This is a genomic window from Ruegeria sp. YTSA144, from assembly GCF_059610125.1.
The window spans coordinates 166,984-188,929 of sequence record NZ_JBXWNA010000006.1; the positions used below are offsets into that span (position 1 = coordinate 166,984).

21 protein-coding genes are annotated in these 21,946 nt (G+C 60.1%); 8 read left to right on the forward strand and 13 right to left on the reverse strand.

The genetic code is table 11. From position 1 onward, the window contains the following. Positions 1-37 precede the first annotated feature (37 nt). The 3 genes from AC2FF8_RS14245 to AC2FF8_RS14255 all read left to right on the forward strand — a co-directional run bounded on the left by AC2FF8_RS14245 (position 38) and on the right by AC2FF8_RS14255 (position 2,426). On the forward strand, positions 38-745 hold the full coding sequence (locus AC2FF8_RS14245) for a DUF484 family protein (RefSeq protein ID WP_170344961.1): 708 nt from the start codon (positions 38-40) through the stop codon (positions 743-745). Further along, entirely contained in the window at positions 742-1,662 is a 921-nt protein-coding gene (locus tag AC2FF8_RS14250) for a tyrosine recombinase XerC (RefSeq protein WP_496879986.1), read from the forward strand. Before AC2FF8_RS14245 ends, AC2FF8_RS14250 begins: the two co-directional genes overlap by 4 nt. 68 nt (positions 1,663-1,730) lie before the next feature. Next, positions 1,731-2,426 (forward strand): CDP-alcohol phosphatidyltransferase family protein, encoded by a 696-nt coding sequence (locus AC2FF8_RS14255; RefSeq protein WP_496879987.1) that lies wholly within the window; start codon positions 1,731-1,733, stop codon positions 2,424-2,426. Between the two features lie 21 nt (positions 2,427-2,447). Here AC2FF8_RS14255 and AC2FF8_RS14260 read toward each other — a convergent pair whose 3' ends face one another. Beyond that, positions 2,448-2,915 (reverse strand): hypothetical protein, encoded by a 468-nt coding sequence (locus AC2FF8_RS14260; RefSeq protein WP_496879988.1) that lies wholly within the window; start codon positions 2,913-2,915, stop codon positions 2,448-2,450. 76 nt (positions 2,916-2,991) lie between these two features. After that, positions 2,992-3,447 carry a methylated-DNA--[protein]-cysteine S-methyltransferase gene (locus tag AC2FF8_RS14265; RefSeq protein ID WP_496879989.1) on the reverse strand — a complete coding sequence of 152 codons (456 nt, stop codon included), beginning with the start codon at positions 3,445-3,447 and terminating at the stop codon, positions 2,992-2,994. A 134-nt stretch (positions 3,448-3,581) separates the two neighbouring features. Here AC2FF8_RS14265 and AC2FF8_RS14270 point away from each other — a divergent pair, with 134 nt between their 5' ends. Then, positions 3,582-5,540, forward strand: a complete 1,959-nt coding sequence (locus AC2FF8_RS14270) for a lipase family protein (RefSeq protein ID WP_170344956.1) — start codon at positions 3,582-3,584, stop codon at positions 5,538-5,540. Between the two features lie 42 nt (positions 5,541-5,582). Here AC2FF8_RS14270 and ileS read toward each other — a convergent pair whose 3' ends face one another. The 6 genes from ileS to AC2FF8_RS14300 all read right to left on the reverse strand — a co-directional run bounded on the left by ileS (position 5,583) and on the right by AC2FF8_RS14300 (position 15,168). Next, the gene (gene ileS / locus AC2FF8_RS14275) at positions 5,583-8,495 is read right to left on the reverse strand and encodes an isoleucine--tRNA ligase (RefSeq protein WP_496879990.1); all 2,913 of its coding nucleotides are present in this window, start codon (positions 8,493-8,495) and stop codon (positions 5,583-5,585) included. Between the two features lie 165 nt (positions 8,496-8,660). Further along, complete coding sequence (locus tag AC2FF8_RS14280) at positions 8,661-11,369, reverse strand: DUF2339 domain-containing protein (protein ID WP_496879991.1); 2,709 nt, start codon at positions 11,367-11,369, stop codon at positions 8,661-8,663. Between the two features lie 178 nt (positions 11,370-11,547). Further along, positions 11,548-12,258 carry a VIT1/CCC1 transporter family protein gene (locus AC2FF8_RS14285; RefSeq protein WP_170344953.1) on the reverse strand — a complete coding sequence of 237 codons (711 nt, stop codon included), beginning with the start codon at positions 12,256-12,258 and terminating at the stop codon, positions 11,548-11,550. A 60-nt stretch (positions 12,259-12,318) separates the two neighbouring features. After that, on the reverse strand, positions 12,319-13,308 hold the full coding sequence (locus tag AC2FF8_RS14290; protein ID WP_425079804.1) for a YcjF family protein: 990 nt from the start codon (positions 13,306-13,308) through the stop codon (positions 12,319-12,321). After that, positions 13,301-13,756, reverse strand: coding sequence for a GNAT family N-acetyltransferase (locus AC2FF8_RS14295; RefSeq protein ID WP_496879992.1), 456 nt, complete (start codon positions 13,754-13,756; stop codon positions 13,301-13,303). The genes AC2FF8_RS14290 and AC2FF8_RS14295 overlap by 8 nt, the downstream gene beginning before the upstream one ends. After that, positions 13,753-15,168, reverse strand: a complete 1,416-nt coding sequence (locus tag AC2FF8_RS14300; protein WP_496879993.1) for a YcjX family GTP-binding protein — start codon at positions 15,166-15,168, stop codon at positions 13,753-13,755. Before AC2FF8_RS14300 ends, AC2FF8_RS14295 begins: the two co-directional genes overlap by 4 nt. A gap of 107 nt (positions 15,169-15,275) precedes the next feature. On the opposite strand from AC2FF8_RS14300, the gene truA reads away from it, so the two are divergent. Beyond that, on the forward strand, positions 15,276-16,043 hold the full coding sequence (gene truA / locus AC2FF8_RS14305) for a tRNA pseudouridine(38-40) synthase TruA (protein ID WP_496879994.1): 768 nt from the start codon (positions 15,276-15,278) through the stop codon (positions 16,041-16,043). 1 nt (position 16,044) lies between these two features. On the opposite strand, the gene AC2FF8_RS14310 is transcribed toward truA, so the two are convergent. The 4 genes from AC2FF8_RS14310 to AC2FF8_RS14325 all read right to left on the reverse strand — a co-directional run bounded on the left by AC2FF8_RS14310 (position 16,045) and on the right by AC2FF8_RS14325 (position 18,727). Next, positions 16,045-16,980 carry a nickel/cobalt transporter gene (locus tag AC2FF8_RS14310; RefSeq protein ID WP_496879995.1) on the reverse strand — a complete coding sequence of 312 codons (936 nt, stop codon included), beginning with the start codon at positions 16,978-16,980 and terminating at the stop codon, positions 16,045-16,047. Further along, positions 16,965-17,612, reverse strand: a complete 648-nt coding sequence (locus tag AC2FF8_RS14315) for a DUF1007 family protein (RefSeq protein WP_496879996.1) — start codon at positions 17,610-17,612, stop codon at positions 16,965-16,967. Before AC2FF8_RS14315 ends, AC2FF8_RS14310 begins: the two co-directional genes overlap by 16 nt. Before the next feature lie 72 nt (positions 17,613-17,684). After that, complete coding sequence (locus AC2FF8_RS14320) at positions 17,685-18,491, reverse strand: thioesterase family protein (protein WP_496879997.1); 807 nt, start codon at positions 18,489-18,491, stop codon at positions 17,685-17,687. A 56-nt stretch (positions 18,492-18,547) separates the two neighbouring features. After that, complete coding sequence (locus AC2FF8_RS14325) at positions 18,548-18,727, reverse strand: hypothetical protein (protein WP_496879998.1); 180 nt, start codon at positions 18,725-18,727, stop codon at positions 18,548-18,550. Between the two features lie 130 nt (positions 18,728-18,857). On the opposite strand from AC2FF8_RS14325, the gene AC2FF8_RS14330 reads away from it, so the two are divergent. Beyond that, positions 18,858-19,793 carry a 2-hydroxyacid dehydrogenase gene (locus AC2FF8_RS14330; protein WP_496879999.1) on the forward strand — a complete coding sequence of 312 codons (936 nt, stop codon included), beginning with the start codon at positions 18,858-18,860 and terminating at the stop codon, positions 19,791-19,793. Between the two features lie 15 nt (positions 19,794-19,808). Here the strand turns inward: AC2FF8_RS14330 and AC2FF8_RS14335 are convergent, their stop codons facing one another. Further along, a complete protein-coding gene (locus AC2FF8_RS14335) occupies positions 19,809-20,165 on the reverse strand; it encodes a hypothetical protein (RefSeq protein ID WP_257600193.1) in 357 nt (118 codons plus the stop codon). Positions 20,166-20,490: 325 nt separating this feature from the next. Here AC2FF8_RS14335 and AC2FF8_RS14340 point away from each other — a divergent pair, with 325 nt between their 5' ends. Further along, positions 20,491-20,814: a hypothetical protein gene (locus tag AC2FF8_RS14340; protein WP_170344942.1), complete on the forward strand. Its 324-nt coding sequence runs from the start codon at positions 20,491-20,493 to the stop codon at positions 20,812-20,814. 54 nt (positions 20,815-20,868) lie between these two features. Beyond that, positions 20,869-21,855, forward strand: coding sequence for a type I glyceraldehyde-3-phosphate dehydrogenase (locus AC2FF8_RS14345; protein ID WP_496880000.1), 987 nt, complete (start codon positions 20,869-20,871; stop codon positions 21,853-21,855). Positions 21,856-21,946: the final 91 nt, after the last annotated feature.

A 21,946-nucleotide genomic window follows, 5' to 3' on the forward strand; every position in this document is an offset into this window, starting at 1 on the left:
GTTATAAGCCGCGACAACAAAAAAGACCGGACGGAACATGAGCAGCAATCCCAAACTCGAGGACAACCTCCGCGCGGCAATTCTGGCCGAGCCGGATGTCGTGCTGGACGACAAAGACCTGATGCAGGCGCTTGTCGCAGCCAACGAGCAAGCACGCGGCGACAACGTGATTGACCTGCGCGGCATTGCGATGCAACGGCTCGAGGCCCGGCTGGATCGTCTGGAAGACACCCACCGTTCCGTCATCGCCGCGGCCTATGAAAACCTTGCGGGCACCAATCAGGTCCACCGCGCCATTCTGCGATTGCTGGAACCTGTCGAGTTCGAAGATTTCCTGCGCACGCTGGGCGCCGATGTGGCGGACATCCTGCGCGTCGACAGCGTTACGCTGGTTCTGGAAACCACCGTGGTTCAGAACGATCCTGCGATTGACACGCTGGGTGGTGTCCTGACGATCGCGGAACCCGGCTTCATCGACCGGTATCTGACCATTGATCGCGGTGGCCCCGCACGGGACGTGATCTTGCGGGAAATCCATCAGCCAAGCCGCCGCATTTTCGGGTCACAGGCCGATCAGCTTCGTTCCGAGGCCTGCCTGAAGCTTGACCTCGGGGCCGGTCGTCTTCCGGGCATGATCGTCATGGCAGCCCGCGACCCGCGGCATTTCACTCCGCAGCTGGGCACCGATCTTCTGGCCTTTTTTGCCGGCGTATTCGAACGCTCGATGCGCCACTGGCTGTCGTGAGCCTGATCTCACCCGCCTGCCGCGACGCGCTTCAGCATTGGCTGGACAGCCTCGGCGCACTGGCCGGACGATCCGAGAACACGCGAAACGCCTATCGAGGCGATGTCGTCGAGTTTCTGTCGTTCATGACCCTGCATCACGCCGAACGGCATGGCCTGAAAGCGCTGGAACGGATCACGGTGTCGGATATGCGCGCCTGGATGGCGGATCAGCGCGGCGCAGATGTCAGCGCGCGGTCTTTGGCGCGCAAACTGTCGGCGGTCAAAAGCTTCTACCGTTGGCTGGCAGAGCGTGAGGGGTTCGAGCCCACCGCCGTTCTGTCCACCCGCGCGCCAAAATTCACCAAGAAACTGCCCCGTCCACTGGCCGAAGACGCAGCCCGCGCCATGATCGATACAGTGGAACTGCAATCCACGTCGGACTGGGTCGCAGCCCGCGACGTCGCGGTTGTCACGCTGCTTTATGGATGCGGACTGCGCATATCCGAGGCACTGTCCCTGACCGGTTCGGACGCACCTTTGCCCGCCACGCTGCGCATCGTCGGCAAAGGCGACAAAGAGCGGGTCGTACCGGTTCTTCCCGCGGCTCGGGAAGCGGTCGACAGATACCTGAAGCTATGTCCCCATCCACAAGCACAGGACAAAGCCCTGTTTCGCGGCGTCCGAGGAGGGGCACTGAACCCGCGCGCGATCCAAGGGGTCATGGCCAAGGCACGTATGCAATTGGGCCTGCCCTCTACTGCAACGCCCCACGCCATGCGGCACAGCTTTGCCACCCACCTGCTTACAGCCGGAGGCGACCTGCGTGCCATTCAGGAACTTCTGGGTCACGCCTCCTTGTCGACGACGCAGACCTATACGGCAGTGGACACAGCGCGGTTGATGGAGGTCTACAACCGCGCGCATCCCAAAGCCTGACTTACCCATCATTCGAAAACCCGGGCTTTTGGTTTGCATCTCGGACGCGCATCGGTCATGACGCTTGCATGACACTCAGATTTAAAGCTCTTTCCGTTCATCTCTTCACTGCAACAGGCGCTGTTTTTGCCATGCTGGCCATGCTGGCTGCCGTCGAAGAGAAATGGAGCCTTATGTATCTTTGGCTGGTCGTGTCTTTCATCGTGGACGGTATCGATGGCCCGCTGGCGCGACATTATCACGTCAAGCACAACGCGCCCGAGTTCGACGGCGTTCTGCTGGATCTGATCATCGATTACCTGACCTATGTGTTCATCCCGGCCTTTGCCCTGTTCAAGTCGGGGCTGATGGACGGCTGGACCGGATGGTTCGCGATCATCGTCATCATCTTTGCCAGTGCGATGTATTTCGCGGATACACGCATGAAGACCAAGGACAATTCCTTTTCCGGCTTTCCCGGGTGCTGGAACATGTTCGTCATCGTGATCTTCGCGCTGGAGCCGAATTTCTGGATCATCCTGCTGCTGGTCACGCTGCTGTCGCTGGCCATGTTTCTGCCACTGAAATTCGTTCATCCCGTCCGCACCGAGCGCTGGCGCAGCCTGACCTTGCCGATGGCGCTGGCATGGACGTTCTTCGCGGGTTGGGCCGCCTGGGTCGATTTTCACCCCGAAAGCTGGGCCCATTGGGGGCTGGTCATCACCAGCCTGTACCTGACCTTCGCAGGCATCGCCCAACAGGTTGTTCCGCAGCGCCACGCCTGACGCAGCGCTGCCCGTCCCGTTTTACAGAACGTCCTGCACCTCGAATTCGGTGCCGTTATGGGTAAAGACGTCGCCCTTTTGCAGACCTGCCATCGCCAGATAAATCGGGCTTTGGGTTGAAATGCCCATATAGGTCTTGCCGTCCACCTCGAACCGCGTCGTCGAGACACACACGACAAATCTGCGGTTGTTGAACTTGATCACGGCACCCGGATTGACCGTGTCGGTCAGACTGAAATCGGTATTTTCGATGACGTCAATCTTGGCATGATGCGCATGGACCGGGGCGTCAAAGGCAGCCGCCAGATCGGCGTTCTCACGCGATGCGGCAATGTCATCCTTGTCGTGACCTTCCCGGTCGTCCAATTGAGCATCTTTCAAAAACGCGTCGTAATGCGCCTGCGCTGTTGCAAGCTCTTGCGCTTCAAGCGACATCAACCGGTCGATAATGGCCTTCTTGCGGGCTGCACGGTCTTGTTCAGTGGTCATGCAATGCGGTCCTTCAAATTCAGCAACGGTTACAAGTTGTGTCTGCAAAAAGCGGATTGCAACCGAATTTCGACGCTCAGATCAAAAGACCTGCCGCCCGCTCATGCCGCAACAGGGCAACTTTCGTCTCAACACCACCGTCGCCCGAGAAACCACCCAGGCCATTTGCGGCCAGAACCCGGTGGCAGGGAATGATCACGGGAATGGGGTTTGCGCCGCAGGCCTGGCCAACCGGCTGGGCGGGCCGCCCCAGTTCTTTGGCGATATCGCCATAGGTGCGCGTTTCTCCTAGAGGGATGGCATACATCAGGTCACAGACCTGCTTTTGAAACTCTGATCCGTCAATGCGATACGGCAGATCGAAACGGTCAAGCCGCCCTTCATCATAGGCCGTCAACTGGGCGGCGGCTTCGCGCAGCAGCGCGGTCGGCTCTCCTTCGTCCCTGCCGTTCGAGACAAGCCGCGTAAGGGCCCCGTCTGTTTCTTCAACACCAAGTCGCCCGAACCGGGTTTCAACGGAAATCATCGCCATGGACCGACGGTTTCAGATCAAAGCGCCCAGCGCAAGCGCGGGAGCGTGCAAGGCTACGCAAAACGTCATTTTTGGTCATTGGTGCCATTCATGATATGCTTCTGTCGTTACTTAAAGAGATTTTGGAGAACGCAATGGGTCGGCATTTGATCCTCACGGTACATGGAATCGGTGAACAAAAACCCGGCGAAACCGTCGACCAGGTGGTCGGCGCGGCCACAACTTGGCTGGATGGAAACCCCAGACCACCGATCGAAGTCGAACGCGGCATGATCGAACTGGCCGAATCCACCTTCGACGGAAATCCAAGAAATGCAGAGCTGTTCGAAGTCAATCTGCGCACGGTGACCGACCCAGCCGTTCCTCAGGACAAGGCCCTGTTTGCCGAAGTTTATTGGGCTGATCGCTCTCCGGCCCCGAAAGGAGCGATCAAAACCGTGCTGGATCTGATCTGGGTCGTTCTGGCGTTGGGATATCTGGCGATGGACAATGTCGAGCAAACCCACAGCCGCAGGGGCGTTGCCTCGGACCAACCAAATGGCAGGAATACACTGGCGGCACAGTTGGTACATCTTTTCACATGGATCTTCTTCGGTGCGGTTGCGACGCTGAACGTCTTTTTGCTGATCGGTGCCGCAGCGGTCATGACCGACCGGATACCTGTCTCGGTTTTCCAGAACCCTACCCTGTTGTTCTGGCTGCTGTTCGGGCTGTACGCCGGCGGGGCCATCGTCGGGCTGGGGCAAGGCCGATCCGCGCCGACCTATCTCAGGCGGGTTTTCTGGCGCGGAATGCTCGGAATAGGAACAGCACTGACCCTGTGCCTGGTCATTGGACCGCTGGGCCTGAAATTGTGGGCCTGCGTCCCTTCCGACACGGAAAGCTGCCCACCGGCCCTGGAGCAATTCGTGGCTTTTCAGGTTTTTCTGCTGTCCATCTTCTGGGCTGTACTCATCTTCCTGACGATCATCCTTTACGCGCTGTCTCTGGCGAAACTTCAGATCAATGATACGCTAACAGAGCACAGGCGCCTGTACCCCAGCATATGCGCAGGCATGCTGGTTTTCTGGATGTTCTTCATTTCCGGTCTCTGGTTGACCATAGAGCAATTGCTGGAAACTGTTACGGGCCTGTCCGGCGGTCAACTGCAACGTCTTTTTGAAAGCAATTTGAACGAGTCCATCGAAACACTCAGCGTGGCCTTTGTGGCCATCGTTCTGTTGGGGTTTGTTGGCGTCGGGCTTTTTGCAGGCCGCAAGACATACAAGGCCAACCTTCACACCCGCAGCGGTCTGATCAGCCGGGCGATTGTGAACCGGCTGGCACAGTGGGTCTTTCTGTTTGGTACAATCGTGCTGGTTCTGGTCACGATCCGAGAGATCGCGGCCAACCAGAATTTTGAGGCCGCATGCAACTTGGGAATAGGTGAAACCAACCTGATCTCTTGGGCTTTGGACAGGTTGGCCTGTTCGCAGGGCGAAATCGGCCTGGTCGTTCTTGGTGCAACTGCATTGATGTACCGGTTTTCTGATTTTGTTTCCGCCGGGCTGGGCGTGGCACGGGATATCGTCACCTACGCCATTCGCGACAAGTGCTATCTGGGAAAAGACCTGGAAACGCGGCAACGCAACTATCCGGATCGCAAGGCGATAGACGAGCGTTTCTATCGCACCTTGTACTATGTTCTCGATATCTTTCCAGCGGATCATATCACGGTGATATCCCATTCGCAGGGCACCGTGATTGCCACACAGATGCTTACGGACCCACGTGTCCAAAAGCGTATTGGCAACCGACCTCTGACTCTCGTTACGATGGGTTCCCCGGTCACGCATATCTATCAGCGCTATTTTCCCGAAATGTTCACACTTGCGGCCAGTCATCTGAACGCCGCGTGGTTCAACATCTTCCGGCAGGACGATTTTGTTGGAACGGAAATCGAGGGGGGGCTGATTTTTGCGAACCGGAACATCCCGGTCGATCCCGGAGGGCATACCGGCTACTTCACGGATTACCAGGTTTGGAAAGCGCTGACGGACCCTGCCATTGGCTTTGATCTGTTCAATCCTGTCCCGCAGGCAGTGCAGACATAGGCAGGAAAGCCCCCCCGAGTGAACCCGAGGGGGCGAATTGACTTATCCAAGCGCTTCGTCACAGCGCCCGCAGACGCCCGCGTGGGTGTGACGGCCCACATCAGGCAGGATTTTCCAGCAGCGCTGACATTTCTCGCCTTCTGCTTTTTCGAATACGACGGCAACGCCTTCGATTTCCGGCATACGGAACGCCTCGGCCGGGGCGGGATCGCCGGTCACCGTCAGGCCCGAAGTGATGCACATGTCGTCCACGTCGAACGTGGCCAGCAGATCGCGGGTATCGCCATCCTCGACATGCACGATCGGTGCCGCTTCGAGGCTGGAACCGATCACCTTGTCCTGACGCTGAACCTCGAGCGCGGCGGTCACGGCCCGGCGCACACGGCGCACCTTGGCCATGTTGGCCTCAAGCTCGGCATCGCGCCAATCGGCCGGTGTGTCCGGGAAGTCCACCAGATGGACCGAACTGTCATCGCCCGGGAACCGTTCCAGCCAGACCTCTTCCATGGTGAAGACCAGTACAGGGGCCAGCCATGTGGTCAGGCGATGGAACAGAATGTCCAGAACAGTGCGCGCGGCGCGACGGCGTGTGCTGTCCCCGTCGCAGTACAAAACGTCCTTGCGAACGTCGAAATAGAAGGACGACAGGTCTACGGTGGCAAAGTTGAACACCGCGCTGAACACGCCCTGGAAGTCGAACGCGGCATAGCCCTTGCGGACCTGTTCGTCCAACTCGGCCAGACGGCTGAGTACCCAGCGTTCAAGGCGCGGCATGCCTGCGGGATCAACCCGATCTGCCTCGGTGAAGTCGGCCAATGATCCCAGCATGAACCGCATGGTATTGCGCAGGCGGCGATAGCTGTCGGCGGTGCCTTTCAGGATCTCCGGCCCGATCCGCTGGTCTGCGGTATAATCGGTCTGGGCCACCCACAGGCGCAGGATATCGGCGCCATATTGCTTGATGACCTCTTCCGGCACGATGGTGTTGCCCAGCGATTTGGACATCTTGTTGCCTTTGGCATCCAGTGTGAAACCGTGAGTCACCACGTTCCGGTACGGTGCGCGGCCCTTGGTGCCGCAGGCTTGCAGCATGGACGAATGGAACCAGCCGCGGTGCTGGTCGGTGCCCTCCATGTAGACATCGGCAATGCCATCCTCGGTCCCGTCCTCGCGATCCCGCAGAACGAACGCGTGGGTGGAACCCGAGTCAAACCACACATCCAGAACGTCAAAGACCTGATCGTAGTCGTCAGGATTGACGATTCCGTCGAGGATCTTTTCCTTGAAGCCGTCCGTGTACCAGACGTCTGCGCCGTCCTTTTCAAACGCCGCCTTGATGCGGGCGTTGAGTTCGGCGTTGCGCAGCAGGTAATCCGCGTCGGTGGGCAGAGCGCCCTTTTTGGTGAAGCAGGTCAGCGGCACACCCCATGCACGCTGGCGCGACAGAACCCAATCCGGGCGCGCTTCGATCATCGAATACAGGCGGTTGCGGCCGGACTGCGGCGTCCACTTCACCAGCTCGTCAATCGAGCGCAGGGCACGTTCGCGGATGGTGTCGCCCATCTCGCCCATACCGTCATCCAGCTTGCGGTCGACGGATGCGAACCACTGCGGCGTGTTGCGATAGATGATCGGCGCCTTGGAGCGCCACGAATGCGGATAGCTGTGCTTGATCTTGCCGCGCGCCAGCAGCCCGCCGACCTCGGCCAGCTTGTCGATGACCGCCTTGTTGGCGTCACCCTCGCCGCCCTTGCGTGACAGGATGTATTTGCCGCCGAAGAACGGCAGGTCAGCGCGGAACGAGCCGTCATCCATCACGTTATAGGTGATGACCTGCTCCAGCATGCCCAGATCACGGTACAGCTCGAATTCCTCCATCCCGTGGGACGGTGCACAATGGACGAATCCGGTGCCTTCGGTATCGGTCACGAAGTCAGCGGCGCGGAAATCGCGGATGTCGTCCCATTCACCGTTGCCGCCTTCGGCCCCGGCCAACGGGTGAAGCAGTTGAACGCTCTCCAATTCGTCAGCGGTCACGTCGCGCACACGGGTCCACTGATCGTCGTTCAGACGGGCACGGCCCAGTACATCGGCGGCCAGGTTGTCGGCCAACAGGAACCTGTCGCCTACCTTGGCCCAGCATTCCTCGGGCGTGTCAGTAACTTCGTAGAGACCGTAGGAAATGTCCTTGCCATAGACGACGGCCTTGTTCGACGGCATGGTCCATGGGGTCGTCGTCCAGATCACCACATAGGCATCATCAAGATCGCCCGCATTCACGACCTTGAACTTCACCCAGATTGTGAAGCTTTCCTTGTCGTGATACTCGACCTCGGCCTCGGCCAGCGCCGTCTTTTCGATCGGCGACCACATAACGGGTTTCGAGCCCTGATAAAGCGTGCCGTTCATCAGGAACTTCATGAACTCGTCCGCGATCACGGCTTCGGCGTGATAGTCCATTGTGATATAGGGATCGGCCCAGTTGCCGGTGATGCCCAGGCGCTTGAACTCTTCGCGCTGGATGTCGATCCAGCCTTCGGCGAACTTGCGGCATTCCTGACGGAAGTCGACGATGTTCACCTCGTCCTTGTTCTTGCCCTTCTTGCGGTACTGTTCCTCGATCTTCCATTCGATCGGCAGGCCGTGACAGTCCCAGCCGGGGACGTATCGCGCGTCAAAGCCCATCATCTGATGGGAGCGCACGATCATGTCCTTGATGGTCTTGTTCAGGGCGTGGCCGATATGCAGATGACCATTCGCGTAAGGGGGGCCATCGTGCAGGGTAAAGGGTGTGCGGCCCTTTTTCTCGCGCAGGCGGTCATAGACGCCGATGGTCTCCCACCGTTCCAGCCATGCGGGTTCGCGTTTCGGCAGGCCGGCGCGCATGGGGAAATCGGTTTTGGGCAGGTTCAGCGTGTCTTTGTAGTCAGGTGTCTGGATCGTGTCGGCGCACATTTGGGGCGTCCTTTGGATGATCTGGTCGTCTATTGGATCGAAGCGGTCGGTGCGAAGTCTCAAACACCTTTGCCCGGCGTCTCGCGATATCAGAGCGCCGGGGATATAATTCGAATAATGATGGCCATCCGGTCATGCATGGCCGCGCTTATATGACGCCTGCACCTAATGGTCCAGAGGTTCTGCCCGCTGCGGCGAATGGCGCAGTTTCGCCCACCGGTTCAGCCACGCAAGACCGGCCAGCGCAAGGCCCAGCGCCAACAGCGAAAACACCCGGATCAGGCCGCCCAGACCGGCGATGTCGATCAGGAAGACCTTGGCAACCGCCAACCCGATCACCGCCAGCCCGGCCTTGCGCATCAGGTCGGATCGGCGGGCCAGAGATTGATAGAACAGAGCGGCCCCGATCAGCAGTAGAACGATGGTATAGGTGTAGAGCTCGGGCTGCGTGACGCCGTTGCCTTCATACATACCCGCCGCGCCCTGCCAGACGTGACGGATCGCCAAACCCAACCAAACTGCGGCCAACACCCCTGCAACGGCAAAGCTTGCTTGCATGATCGGTTTCGGCATTTCCCGGATCCTCCAGGCCGAACCGCCGATGGCCAATGCGGGCAACAGATAGGCAACGGCCAGCGTATTCAAAACCGGCGCCCCCAGCACCGGATCTGCATTCGGATCAAACAAGGGGTTCTGGTCCGCCAATGCCAGCAACAGATAGAATAGGCCATGAGCCGCAAAGAACAGAGCAAGCAGGTATCGCAAATAGTTCAGCTTGCCACCCAGCCCGAACCTCTGCACCTGCGCGAACGCAAGCAAAAGCCAGATGACGGCCAGCAGACCCAGGCCCCAATGGCTGTTGTCAGCGCCGCCCTCTCCGAAGCCTTCGAGCCAACGCAGCAGCAGCAATGAAAGCAGGATACCCGCTGTCGCCCAGGCCGCGCTTTCCAGCAGCAGCGCCGCCAGAGGGCGCTTCAACGGACGCAAAAGCCACCAGCCCACGACAAATCCCAATGTGGCCGCGCCATAGACCATCGCCATCTCAGACACCGGAGCGGAATTGGCCCAGTCCAGCCCGGGATCAAGCACCAGACGCACCGTGACGGTAAAGACACCCGCCCAGATGAACCAGCTCATCGGCGGCAGGATGAACCTGCGGTCCAACGCTGCGGCAACCACGACACTGGCGACCAGAGCAACCGTGAGCGCCGATGAACTGAGCACGATGACGCAAGCGAACACCAGACACGACAGCGCGGACAGAGTGGCCAGAGCCGCTCGCATCCGGTCATCGCCGTCAACACGGGCAAAACGTTCTGCCAGAACCACCATCAGCACCGCCAGTGCGATCGCATGGAGCGCCCAGGGGTAGGCTCCGATCACCGAAGCCGGATGCCAACCTATTTCCAGCGCGATGGCCAGCACAGGGGCAAAAAGCGCGGCTCCTCCGGCCCAGACGGCGCGATACTGGCTTGTCGTGAATGATCGCCAGGCCATCAGGGCCGACATCAAACCTCCCAAGGCGACCAGAACAGTCACCACCATCGGATAGTCGGCCTCGGGTGTTTCCGCGTAAGTGCCCGCGAACCTGTCCAGAACCGCGCCGTTCTCAAGCCCGTGAGAGGCGACAAAGACCACCAGACCGGCCGCAGGCAGGACAGTCAGGTCCCGGAGGGCCGGTGCATCCTTGGCCCATAGGAGCAACGCCAGAACGAGGGTGGACAACAAGCTGACGCCCAACCAGAATTCGGGCTCCGTATCCGCCCAATGCCAGGACAGGATCACCGTACTTGCCGCGATGGCCCCGGCAGCCAGACGGGTTGGGAATTCGGGCCAGGGGCGGGCCTTTGGGCGGCGGATCATCTCAGACAGCATGGGGCCCGCGTGATTAGGCCAAATGCGCCGCACCGGGATGGCGGTTGCCAAAAGCGCCAGCACCGTTGCGGCGATCAGGTATCCCGATTCCGTACTCGGCGCCCCGGTCACCAGAAGCAGATTCGCCGCATAGGCCCCGAACAGCGTCAGGACCGAGATCCATGCCCAGCGCCGTACCGTGTCGATACCCAGCCCCAAGACGGCAACCAGCAGGAAATACGCATAAAGCCAAGAGGGATCATCAGACGCGCCCCCAACCAGGAAAGGAGCGGCAAAGGCTCCGATCAGACCGACCGCAGCCAGCAGAGGACCGTGGAACCACCCCAAAACAAGGCCCACCAGCGCGACAACGACCATCCCTGCCAGTGCCGTTTCGGCACCGATCAGGTTGTACAGCTGGCGCGCGGACAGGATCGCCCCGAACAAAGTGACAAGCCCGGCACCGGAAAAGACCGAGGGCAAATAGGCAGTGGCCGCCGCTTCGTCATCCCCGAATTTACGGCGCAACACCTCGCCTGCAAGGATCAAAACAGCGCCGAAACCCAGGGCCGCTAAAACACGGGCCGCCGGAGGCAGCAAACCGTTTTCGACGCCGTATTGCACAAGGAAAATACCGGCCAGCGCCAGAGACAGGGCCGAAACCACATAAAACCAGTTCTCGCGCAGCCACGCGCCCAAGGCCGCAAACCTGTCATGGCGAAACACGACAGCCGGAGAAGAAACCTCTGCATCCTGAGCGTCGGCACTGTTGTCTTCCTGCCGTTTCGGAACCGACCAGGGTGCCGGCCTGCGCGGCTTCTCTTCAGCAGCAGGTTGCGGTGCAGGCGTTTCCTGTTCCGGTTGCGGCAGGACGGTCGCATCACCTGAGGCCAAGGCGTCGATTTGCGCTTCCAGCTGCTCTACCCGGCGCCGCAAACGGGAATGCCCGACCAAAAGGGCAATCAATGTCACAGGGATGGCCAGAACAATCAGGCCAACAAGAACAAGCAGCGATTCCAACCGAGTCTCCGATCCTTTTGGAGGTCAGGCTATCTTGAGCCGTTCGAAAGTGACAGTCAGGAAAGCCGTGACCCGATCTGAATTACCGAAATCGTCTGGCGCGCGATCGTTGGCCTGAAAAGGTCCGGGGTCTGCGGTAACGCCTGCCGCAAGAACCGTCATCCCAGCGCTGCAAAACTCATGGGTGGAACAGGGACCCGACGAGATACGCGATCAGCGCGGCCAGCCCGCCGATCAAAAACGTCTCGATCCCCGACCGCCACCAGGGGGCCAGTGACCACCGGCTTTTGAGCGCGCCAATCGCAAAGAAGACAGCCATGGTCATCCAGGCCGAGATCGCAAATGCGTTCGGCACGGACGCCAGGAACGGCAGCAAAGGGATCATCCCCGCCACCAGAAACGCAAAGAAGGTAGCCAATGCGGCTTTCATTGGATGCGGGTCGACACTGCCCAGACCATATTCACCTTCGATCATCAGGTTGATCCAGTTTTCGGTGCTCGAGGTGATCTCTGCCGTGGCCTCATTCAGAATGCCGCCAGACAGCCCTTTTTGCGCAAGGATCTCTCGCACTTCTTCGCGCTCGCCATCCGGGTACAACGCAATGTGGCGTTCCTCGACCGCGCGGATGCGGCGAATGTTGTCCAGTTCGGCCTTGGTGCCCGAATAATTGCCCGCAGCCATCGAAAACCCGTCAGCCAGAACATTCGCCAGGCCAAGCGCCACGATAACGAACGGGGAAAGACCTGCCCCTGCAACGCCTGCCACAATGGCAAATGTGGTGACGGACCCGTCGATGCCGCCATAGACGACATCGCGCAACACACCTCGTCCAGGCGGTGCGTTGATCCGTTCGGCGATTTCCTGCGGGCTGTGACCGTGATCCGTCATGGCTGGCTCCTTTGACACTTTCAGTGTGTCGAAGCGCAGGCCGGGGCGCCTTGCTTTGGATCAACCCTTGGAAAACAGGCCCTGCAAGGCGCGTTTGATGATGCCCCGCGTCGAAGGTTTGTGCCTGTCCGAGAAGGGCAGCGGACGGCACACCTCCATCGCGGCCACACCCACACGGGCGCTGAGCGCCCCGTTGACCAGACCCTCTCCGAACCGGCGGGACAGTTTGCTTAAAACGGAACCGCCCAGGACAGGCTCCAGCAGATCATCGCCGACGGCCACGGCCCCTGTCGCCACCAGATGCACAAATACACTGCGGGTCAGACGCCAGCCGCCCAGTGCACCTGCACGCCCGCCATAGATTTCCGCAACCCGGCGGATCATCCGCAACGACGCGGCCAGCGCGGTTATCACATCCGCAAGCGCCAATGGCACCAATGCGGTCACGGTTGCAACTTGCCGGGCCGCGGCCTCGACCTCGCGGCTGGCGGCTTGATCCAGAGGGGCCAGCAGTTCATCTTCGGCAAGTTCCAGCAGAGCTGACGCATCGAACTGGTCCGCCATCCGCTCGGTCAATCGTTCGCGGCCCCAGCGCGTGTCTTCCCGGCCTTTGTAGAATGCGATGATACGGTTGGTGACCGCACGGGCCTGAGCCAGATCGTCCTCGGCCAATGCGGTGTCTGCGGCCCGACGCAGGCCATCTACGCGGGACAATCGCCCCAGTGCGGCCAGTTCACGGACAGCAATCATAAGCGCCACAAGAACCAGCGCGGCGATCAATCCGGTTACGATCCAACCCAATACAGGTGTCCGCGCCACCAGCGAAGTTGCAAAATCCCACGCGGCCACCGATACGGCCGCCCCGACCACTGCCAGGGCCAGCCCCCAGAACCAGCGTGCCAGAGCCGATGGTTTGCGCGCCGCCAGCCGTGCCGCGCTTTGCATCGCCTGCCCTTGCGGTTGTGCGATGTCCGGCACCGGCGGGGCCTTGGCGACATCGGCAGGGGGCTCATCCGTTTCAAGATCGATCAAAACCGGGCCTTTAGCCATGGATCACACCCTCACTGCGCCAGACAAACAATATGTCCGGCAGGTTTTCGTCATTATCCGCCCCATCGCTGCGGGCCACCTCGGCAAAGCCGTTACGTTCATAAAACCGGCACGCTCGGGCGTTGTCCTGAAACGCGTACAAGCTCAGCTCTGAGCGGGCCGATTTGGCATGATCCAGCAATTGCCGGCCAATCCCGCGGCCCCGAACCGAAACATCCAGATAAAGCGAATGGATTTCACGACCGTCGAGCGCCAAAAAACCTACAACGCCGGCCTCGGTTTCAGCCACGGTCACCCATTCCTGATCAATCATTCGACCGCAGAAGGCGATGGTCTCGGCGCAGCTGTGCAATTCAGGCATCCAGTCGTTTTCCAGGGCGAAGCCATGCAGGATTGCCCCGATGGTACCTGCATCCGTTGGGCGTGCGGGACGCAGAAGTACCGTCACAACCGATCTCCAATCAAAAACTGGGCGGCACGATCCAGTCGGATATGCGGCGGGCCGTCACCGGGTTTCATGGTCAGCCGGGCCGGGGCAAAGGCCATGAAGCCGTAGTCTTCGCCCAACCACCTATCAGCCCCATTTCGGGCCGGGCCCAGCAGATGCGCTGGATCCTCGGGTAATTCACCGGGGTAGAAGGCAGCCTGTTTGCCACTATCCAACAAGGTACCCCGAACGCATGGCAATTCTGTCCCGTTGTGATTGCGCAATTCTTCGGTCGTTGCGCGCAGCGATGCCAGAGACAGGGCCTCGGTCCGGGCCCCTGCGAAACTCGCCCGATCGCGCGCCTCGCGCGTCAATGCTTCGATGATCGCGGTCAGGCGGGGATGCTGGGTGTGGTGCAAATGGTCGGCTTTTGTCGCCGCAAACAAAATGCGTTCGACCCGCTTGCCCAACAGCAATTGGCTGAGCCATGCATTTCGGCCGGGGCGAAAGGCCGACAGGATATCAGCCATGGCGCGGCGCATATCCTCGACCGCCTGCGGTCCCTTGTGAATTGCGCCCAGCGCGTCAACCAGAACCACCTGCCGGTCGATCCGCGAGAAGTGATCCCGAAAAAACGGTTTCACGACCTGCGCTTTGTAAGCTTCAAATCGCCGTTCCATCTCGCGCTGAAGCGTTCTGCGCCGCGACGGGCCAGACACCACCAACGGCGCAAAGGTCAGAACCGGAGAGCCTGCCAGATCGCCCGGCAACAGGAAACGCCCGGGGGTACAGTCGTAGTACCCCGCTTCACGCGCCTGATTGAGATAGGTCGTGAAAGACGATGCCAGCGCTTGCGCGACAGGCTCGTCATGTGCGCCGGACGGGTCTGCGGCATTGACCTGGGCCAGATACCCGGCAGCCTCCGAGCGGGCCTCGATACGTGTCAGTGTTTCCCGAGACCAGTCTGCATACGACTTGTCCAGCAAGGCCAGATCCAAAAGCCATTCGCCGGGGTAATCGACAATGTCCAGATGAACGGTGCGCGGTCCCTGCAAGCCGGCAAGCAAGCCGGCTGGGCGGGCTTTGAAGGACAGGCGCAGTTCTGACACCGCGCGCGTGCTGTCCGGCCAGTGCGGTGTCGGACCGGTCAGGGCGGACAGGTGCGTTTCATAATCGAACCGGGGCACGGTGTCATCGGGCTGCGGTTGCAGATAGGCGGCGTTAATCCGTCCTTCCTGCTGCGCAACCAACCCGGTCATACGCCCCCGATCCAGCAGGTTCGCCACCAGCGAGGTGATGAAAACCGTCTTGCCCGACCGCGCCAACCCGGTGACACCCAGGCGGATGACAGGCTCAAAAAACGTCTCGGAGACGCTGTCGCCGATGGTTTCGACGCCGCGCACAAGACTGTCTGCCAGTGATGAGATGACCAATCCGTCGCCCCGCAATTATCGTTTCACCCAAGATAGGTAGAGGGTACCGCACATACCAGCGCTTTCGCCCCCTTGCCCGTTCCCGCGCCGCGCTGTACCAGCGGCACATGCCCAGATACGCGTTGAAAGTCGAATACCAGGGGGAGCCGTTTGCCGGATGGCAGCGGCAAAAGGATCAACCGTCCGTGCAGGGGGCAATCGAACAGGCCCTGTCCCGCATTCAACCGGGTGCGCATACGATTGCTGCCGCAGGGCGCACCGACGCCGGTGTTCATGCATTGGGACAGGTTGCTCATTGCGACATGGCCAAGGACTGGGATCCTTTCCGCCTGTCCGAAGCGCTGAACTATCACCTCAAACCGCAGCCGGTGGCGATTGTTAAGGCAGCACGGGTCGACGCGGATTGGCACGCCCGGTTTTCGGCGGTCGAACGGCAATACCTGTTCCGCATCCTGATGCGGCGCGCGCCTGCAACCCATGACAAAGGGCAGGTTTGGCAGATCAATCATCCGCTGGATGTCGAGGCCATGCAGGAAGGGGCGAACATGCTGCTGGGTCGCCATGATTTCACGACCTTCAGGTCGTCGATTTGTCAGGCGGCCAGCCCGGTCAAAACTCTGGATGAGTTGCGGGTTGAACAGGTTCAGGGATTCTCCGGCCCCGAGGTCCATTTCCACGTTAGGGCACGGTCATTCCTGCACAATCAGGTGCGCAGTTTCGTCGGAACCCTGGAACGTGTGGGCGCCGGCGCGTGGACCCCGGAAGATGTTCGCGAGGCGTTGGAAGCCGCCAACCGTGCGGCCTGCGGGCCAGTGTGCCCGCCGCAAGGGCTGTATCTGGCGCGGGTTGGTTACCCGGAACCGGTATTCGACTGACCTAAATCGCTCGCAGAAGCAATCCACTTGCGATCACGGCAATGATCAGCCCGGCGACCAGTTCGATGGTTGGGGCCAACACCGATGCGAACCGTGTGGCCGAGGCTGAGGCCAGCAGACCTCCGCGAAGGCCAAAGGACGTCCATCCCACCAAGGTCGTCACCAACGCCGTGCCCAATGCCATGGCAAAGGCCCCGGCGATACCGATCATCGCGATGCCCATCTGCCACGTCAGGATCAGCACGAACAAAGCCCCTGTGCACGGTCGCGCCGCGATGCCCGCAATCAGGATCAGGGCCTCGCGCAGTGAACCCACATTTGCAATTTCCTGCGCGGTGGGGCCATGGCGGTGGCCGCAATCTGAACAGACCTCTCCTTCGTGGTGGTGATGATGCGTGTGATCGTTTTCACGATGATGGTGATCATGGGACGACGCGGTTTTCCGTCTCCTTGCGAAACTGCGCAAGGACCGGACCACCAGCCAAAGACCGATAAGGGCAATTGCACCGTAGCTGATCGGAGCCATGACCTGTTCCGTCGTTCCAACAAGGCTTTCGCGGGACATCTGGAACACCAGCACCCCGGCATAGACCAGTACGACGGCCGTCACCGCCTGCCCGAGGCTGGACAATACACTGATCGCCGATAGCCTCCAGAAAGCAACACGCCGACCCAAACCGTAGCCCCCGATCAGGACCTTTCCGTGGCCGGGGCCGATGGCATGAAAGAACCCGTAGGCGAAACAGACCGTCAGCAGCGTTGCCACCGCCTCGGGCTGCTCGGCGCGCGCGGCACGCAAGGACCGGGCGATCTGGTTCTGGAATTCTCGTTGCTCCCCCGCGGCCCAGGCCGCAAGACTTTCAAAACCTCCGCTGCCCCAGAACCAGAGCAGCAGACCGCAGGCAAGAGCAACCGGAACAATCAGGTAGCGAGACATGAAACACGGATCTCGGTCGCGAAGCTTTCACCGACCAGAGGAATATCGTTTTCCTCGAGGTCATAATCTGCGTCCAGTGTCAGCAGGAACGCCTGCATCTGCGCAAGTTGCCCGTCGATGTCCGGGTCAAACCGATCCATCCGGCACGCAGAAGGGCCTGTGACGGTGACGGGCCGCGTCACCTCGTAGGCGGTGTAAAACGTCTCATCAAATGCCTTTGCGGACAATGCCGTGGCAGGCACGGCACCGGCTTCCACCGCCCTGAGATGCGTGGTGACAACGCGCCCGTCTTCAACTGTCGCGTGCGCCTCCATCGGACCGGAAAGTGCAACCGGGTTTCCGTCTGCGGTAACGACAAGATCGCCGTTGTATCCTTCCACCCACTGCGTATCGAACCCGGTCAGGAACCGTTCTTCGCTTTGTGTCAGAACGCCGTCGGCATCCTGATCCAGCTTCATGTCTTCCAGAACCAGCAACGAGTAGAATTCGTCATACGCCCAGGTCACGCGGACATGGGTCAGTTGACCAGCGTCATCCACGATGAATTCCAGCCCGGTATCAATGAAGACATGCGGGTGGGCGTTGGTCTGCATCGGCCAGCAAAGGATCAAAGTGGTTATAAGGTAACGCATGAGATCAAGATAAGTCTCCCTCCGTTTGGCGGCAACGACATTTTCAATCCCGATGCGAAATCCGGCCCGACATCAGGTCGGCGGAAACAGAACCAGTGTTTGCAGCGCAGTACCCACTGGACCTTGCGTATCAAAGAGCACGGACTGAGACATGCCGATGCCGGAAGGCTGCCAATGCGAAACCGACTCGGATGCCAGCCAGTCCGAAACCGGTTCACGGTGGATATGCACGGTCAGGTCGGTGTTCATGAACCCCATTTCCGAGGTTGGCGCGTTCCACGAGATACCGTTGCCACAATCCGCCAACGGGCACAGGGCCTGTATGGGCGACTGATCCTCGCCCTGCAAAAGCTGCGGAGAGCGCATCCAAATTGTTTTGGGCCCGGCACCCTGTTTTCCCCCTGTCGGATAGCGAATATCGCTGTAATGGGCGAAACCGGGCAATTCGTGGCGAATTTCACCTATCGGAAAAGGGCCCTCGACAACGTCCTCTATCCTCGGCGCATCTATCTCGACATTCGGCACCTGCCCCAGATCGCGCCGCAAAAGATGCATCGTGGTGGCCGTGGCGCAGAGCGTGTCATCAAGATCGTGTACCGTGACCCGCGTGGTGCCCAGCGTCTTGGTATGGCGCGTGGTCTCTGCCGCGACACGGAGCCCGGCCAATGGAAGTGGCCGCAACAAATCGACAGTCAGTCTGGTCAGCATCTTTTCGGGGCCGATTTCGGTTTCTGCGGCCCGTACGATCAAGCCGCTGACCGGCCCCGCGTGGCAATGAGCGGCAGACCACGGCCCGCGCGCGGCATCGTTGCCAATAAAGGCCCCGTCATCGCGCTGATGAAAATAGGTCTTGTCCGTAAAATCGAGCGCTTCCGCCATGTGTTCCTCGGGTCTATTCTTGTGCAAATCGTTTCAATTCATCTGGGCCCGGGTGTTTAACCACTTTCGCCATTCCGACGGCGGGGGGCGGACATGTTGGACACACCGGCCTTGCGATCAGTTTCGCTTTCACCTCCCGGGAAACATGTGTCCTCCAGCCGCATGATCTCGAACCCGGTCATATCGGCAACGTCTTGCAGATGATCATGAATTTGCGCGGCCAGGCTGAATGTCATGTTTTCGGAATTGTCCCTGTCAAGCACCGGGTCCGGGCTATACTTTTACCGCAAGGATGGCTTAACTGCCCGGGCCCTGTCCACCGTAGTGACGGGACGTCACCGCATCAAACCTAAGCAGGAGCCGTACATGGCGTTGTTGATCGAAACCGGGCTGTCCAACTGGATAAGTGATGACGAAATTGCCCGCAGTTTACGGGCGGTGTTGCCGGATGCGGATATTCGCACCGCGGAAACGTTGGGAAACCCGGATGACATAACGATGCTGGCCGTGGTTGATATGCAACGTGACCACCCGACGCGACTGACCAACCTGAAACTGGTTCAAAAGCTGGGCGCAGGGGTTGAAACCATTGTCAGCCATCCCGGTCTGCCCGGTCATGTTCGCATCGCCCGCCTGAAGCCCGACGCGCCGGCGCAAGGCATTGCCGAGTGGTTTCTGGCCTATATCCTGCGCGCTCAGCGACACATGGCATTTCACGAAGCGGCCCAATCCCGCGCCGAGTGGTCCCCGCGCGCACCGGTTTTTACCCCAGACACCGTGGTCGGCGTTCTGGGTCTTGGCCACATCGGTGCCCGCACCGCGCGGATGCTGCGCGCCGTGGGCTTTCAGGTGATGGGCTGGAGCCGTACGCCCAAGGTCATTGACGGCGTAACTTGTTTGCATGGGCAGGACGCGTTGCCCGCGCTTCTAGGACAATGTGACCACGTTTGCGCAATCCTGCCCTCGACCCCTCAAACCGCTGGCCTGTTTGATGCCCGGATGCTGGCGGCGATGAAACCCGGCAGTCAGTTGCTGAACGCGGGGCGCGGAAATCTGATTGATGAGGTCGCCCTGATCGCGGCACTGGACGCAGGTATTCCGGGGCATGCCGTGTTGGACGTCACCTCGCGGGAACCCCTGCCACAAGACAGCCCGCTGTGGCGCCACCCCGGCGTGACGATCACGCCTCATGTTTCAGGCTGGCATCTGGGCGATGCGTTGTCGGATGTGGCTGAAAACTTCCAACGCCTCTGTTCTGGCGCGCCCTTGCTGCATGAAGTCAATCGCGATCAGGGCTACTGAAATCTGACCTGATGATCAGGGCGTAAGGATCCAGTTGCCATTGCCATCGTTGCATCGGCGGGTTCGGATTTCCCTGCTTTGATCACCACCGTCCGGCTGAATCACATGCTGAAGGCCAACGCAATTTCCCTGTACCGATTGCACCCGGATTGTACCCTTGGAACCCGTGTCGTCATTCTTCCATGACCGTTCCTGACCCACGGATGGTGTGCCACTGGTCAAAAGCGCGTTTGAGGCCGCGTTGACCACTTCGAAATCTGCCGGAGACAACCCCATCTCGGCTATGATTCGGGACAGAGGCTTGGCCTCGACCACGGTGTTCATCAATAGAATGCCGCATGCGGCGACGGCGGTAAAAAATGTGGCATTCATGGCGGCCTCGCAGAGCTGAAATCATTTGTGGTCAAGGTTATACCCCTAACCCGGCAGGGCCAAGCCCCTGTGGCGAACCTTCAAAACCTCGCGACCAAACCCGTCTGCGAGACTTCTGTTCGCAAGCCCGCAACGCGGGGATTCGGGGTGGTTCAGGCATTGGCGGCACAACGGCTGCAACCGGTATTTGCCATTGCCCACAGCTTGGCGGGAACACCTGGCCGACGGGGTGGCGCCGCATATTTCTGACCTTGGGGCTTCACAGGCGGGCTGGAATTTGCTGAAATCCAAGTAAATTCTGATTTTGAGCACTGGAGATTGTTCCATGAAACTACGCCCTGCCCTGCTGGCCGTCGCAGCACTCGCTTCATCCGCGGCCCTTTTTGCATCACCCATCTCGGCCAAAGAAGAAACCAAATCCGTGTTCGTCATGAGCCGCACCTGGGCGGTGACACAGGTTTCCGATGCGCCGGTCGTCTATCGCGCCACGCGTGACAACAACAACCTCAACCCCTTCGGCCCGCCGCCGCGCCTGCGCACCGTTCAGGCCATTGCCGCGATTCAGCAGGCAACCGGGTGCAAACCGATCGTGGCCAGCATGTATCAGAACATCTCGGGCCAGTTTTTCTCGCAGGTCAGCTGCAACTGACACGGCGTCAGATCAGGCATTGAGGTCGCTCGACCGGCCTGCCATAGCTTGCGCATGAAACTCGCGATTAACGGATTCGGCCGCATTGGCCGCACGATCCTGCGGCAGGTTCTGGCCCTGCCGGCAGGGGCAGATATCGAGTTGGTGCTGATCAATGACATCGCGCCGCTGGAAACCTGCGCATACCTGTTCAAATACGACAGCACATTCGGCCCCTATCCCGGCGATGTGTCCGGGGGGGACGCTGCGCTGATCGTGGATGGGCACTCAATTCCCATGACCCACAGCGCCGATCTGTCCCGCGTTGATCTGTCGGGCGTTGACGTCATGCTGGATTGTACCGGTATCGCCCGCAGTTCGGACGTTGCGCGTCGCGGGTTGACCGCGGGCGCAGGCAAAGTGCTGATCTCGGGCCCCTCCCCCGCTGCTGATGTCACCATCGTTCTGGGTGCGAACGAAGACCAGCTGGGCAGCGCCCGGATTGTGTCAAACGCATCCTGCACCACCAACGGATTGGTGCCACTGGTCAAGGTCATAGACGAGATCGGCGGTGTTGCATCGGGGCACATGACCACCATCCACTGCTATACCAACAGCCAGCCAATGGTAGATGCCCCGCGCGGCGACCTGGCCCGTTCTCGGGCGGGGGCACTGTCGATGGTGCCTACAACATCGAGCGCGATGCACCTGATCGATGTCGTCCTGCCTCATCTGGCCGGGCGCATTTCGGGCGCGGCTGTCCGCGTTCCCACGGCAAGTGTGTCAGCCGTGGACCTTGTGGTCACATTGCAGCGCGGCATGAGTGCCGAAACCTTCGATCACGCCCTGAAGCAGGCCGTTGCTGCATCGCCTGTGCTTGGCTGGACTGACTTGCCGCTGGTCTCGTCCGACCTGCGGGCCCGCCCTGAATCGCTGGTCATTGCCGGGCCCGAGACCCGTATGGTGGGTGAAAATCAGGTCAGGGTCTTTGGCTGGTACGACAACGAATGGGGGTTTTCGGCGCGAATGCTGGACGTGGCCCGCCTTATGGCAGCCGAATAGCCGGGCGGTGACGTCAACACAATTTGGCCCAAAAAAACGCGTCTCATGCATAATTCCTTTCCCCATCCGCATTCAGATGCTCTAACCTGAA

What these genes read in the sequence shown, in the direction of transcription:
- AC2FF8_RS14245 (WP_170344961.1), top strand. Translation starts at nt 38, where the DNA reads ATGAGCAGCAATCCCAAACTCGAGGACAACCTCCGCGCGGCAATTCTG.
- AC2FF8_RS14255 (WP_496879987.1), top strand. Translation starts at nt 1,731, where the DNA reads ATGACACTCAGATTTAAAGCTCTTTCCGTTCATCTCTTCACTGCAACA.
- AC2FF8_RS14260 (WP_496879988.1), bottom strand. Translation starts at nt 2,915, where the DNA reads ATGACCACTGAACAAGACCGTGCAGCCCGCAAGAAGGCCATTATCGAC.
- AC2FF8_RS14265 (WP_496879989.1), bottom strand. Translation starts at nt 3,447, where the DNA reads ATGGCGATGATTTCCGTTGAAACCCGGTTCGGGCGACTTGGTGTTGAA.
- AC2FF8_RS14270 (WP_170344956.1), top strand. Translation starts at nt 3,582, where the DNA reads ATGGGTCGGCATTTGATCCTCACGGTACATGGAATCGGTGAACAAAAA.
- ileS (WP_496879990.1), bottom strand. Translation starts at nt 8,495, where the DNA reads ATGTGCGCCGACACGATCCAGACACCTGACTACAAAGACACGCTGAAC.
- AC2FF8_RS14285 (WP_170344953.1), bottom strand. Translation starts at nt 12,258, where the DNA reads ATGACGGATCACGGTCACAGCCCGCAGGAAATCGCCGAACGGATCAAC.
- AC2FF8_RS14290 (WP_425079804.1), bottom strand. Translation starts at nt 13,308, where the DNA reads ATGGCTAAAGGCCCGGTTTTGATCGATCTTGAAACGGATGAGCCCCCT.
- truA (WP_496879994.1), top strand. Translation starts at nt 15,276, where the DNA reads ATGCCCAGATACGCGTTGAAAGTCGAATACCAGGGGGAGCCGTTTGCC.
- AC2FF8_RS14310 (WP_496879995.1), bottom strand. Translation starts at nt 16,980, where the DNA reads ATGTCTCGCTACCTGATTGTTCCGGTTGCTCTTGCCTGCGGTCTGCTG.
- AC2FF8_RS14315 (WP_496879996.1), bottom strand. Translation starts at nt 17,612, where the DNA reads ATGCGTTACCTTATAACCACTTTGATCCTTTGCTGGCCGATGCAGACC.
- AC2FF8_RS14320 (WP_496879997.1), bottom strand. Translation starts at nt 18,491, where the DNA reads ATGGCGGAAGCGCTCGATTTTACGGACAAGACCTATTTTCATCAGCGC.
- AC2FF8_RS14325 (WP_496879998.1), bottom strand. Translation starts at nt 18,727, where the DNA reads ATGACATTCAGCCTGGCCGCGCAAATTCATGATCATCTGCAAGACGTT.
- AC2FF8_RS14330 (WP_496879999.1), top strand. Translation starts at nt 18,858, where the DNA reads ATGGCGTTGTTGATCGAAACCGGGCTGTCCAACTGGATAAGTGATGAC.
- AC2FF8_RS14335 (WP_257600193.1), bottom strand. Translation starts at nt 20,165, where the DNA reads ATGAATGCCACATTTTTTACCGCCGTCGCCGCATGCGGCATTCTATTG.
- AC2FF8_RS14340 (WP_170344942.1), top strand. Translation starts at nt 20,491, where the DNA reads ATGAAACTACGCCCTGCCCTGCTGGCCGTCGCAGCACTCGCTTCATCC.
- AC2FF8_RS14345 (WP_496880000.1), top strand. Translation starts at nt 20,869, where the DNA reads ATGAAACTCGCGATTAACGGATTCGGCCGCATTGGCCGCACGATCCTG.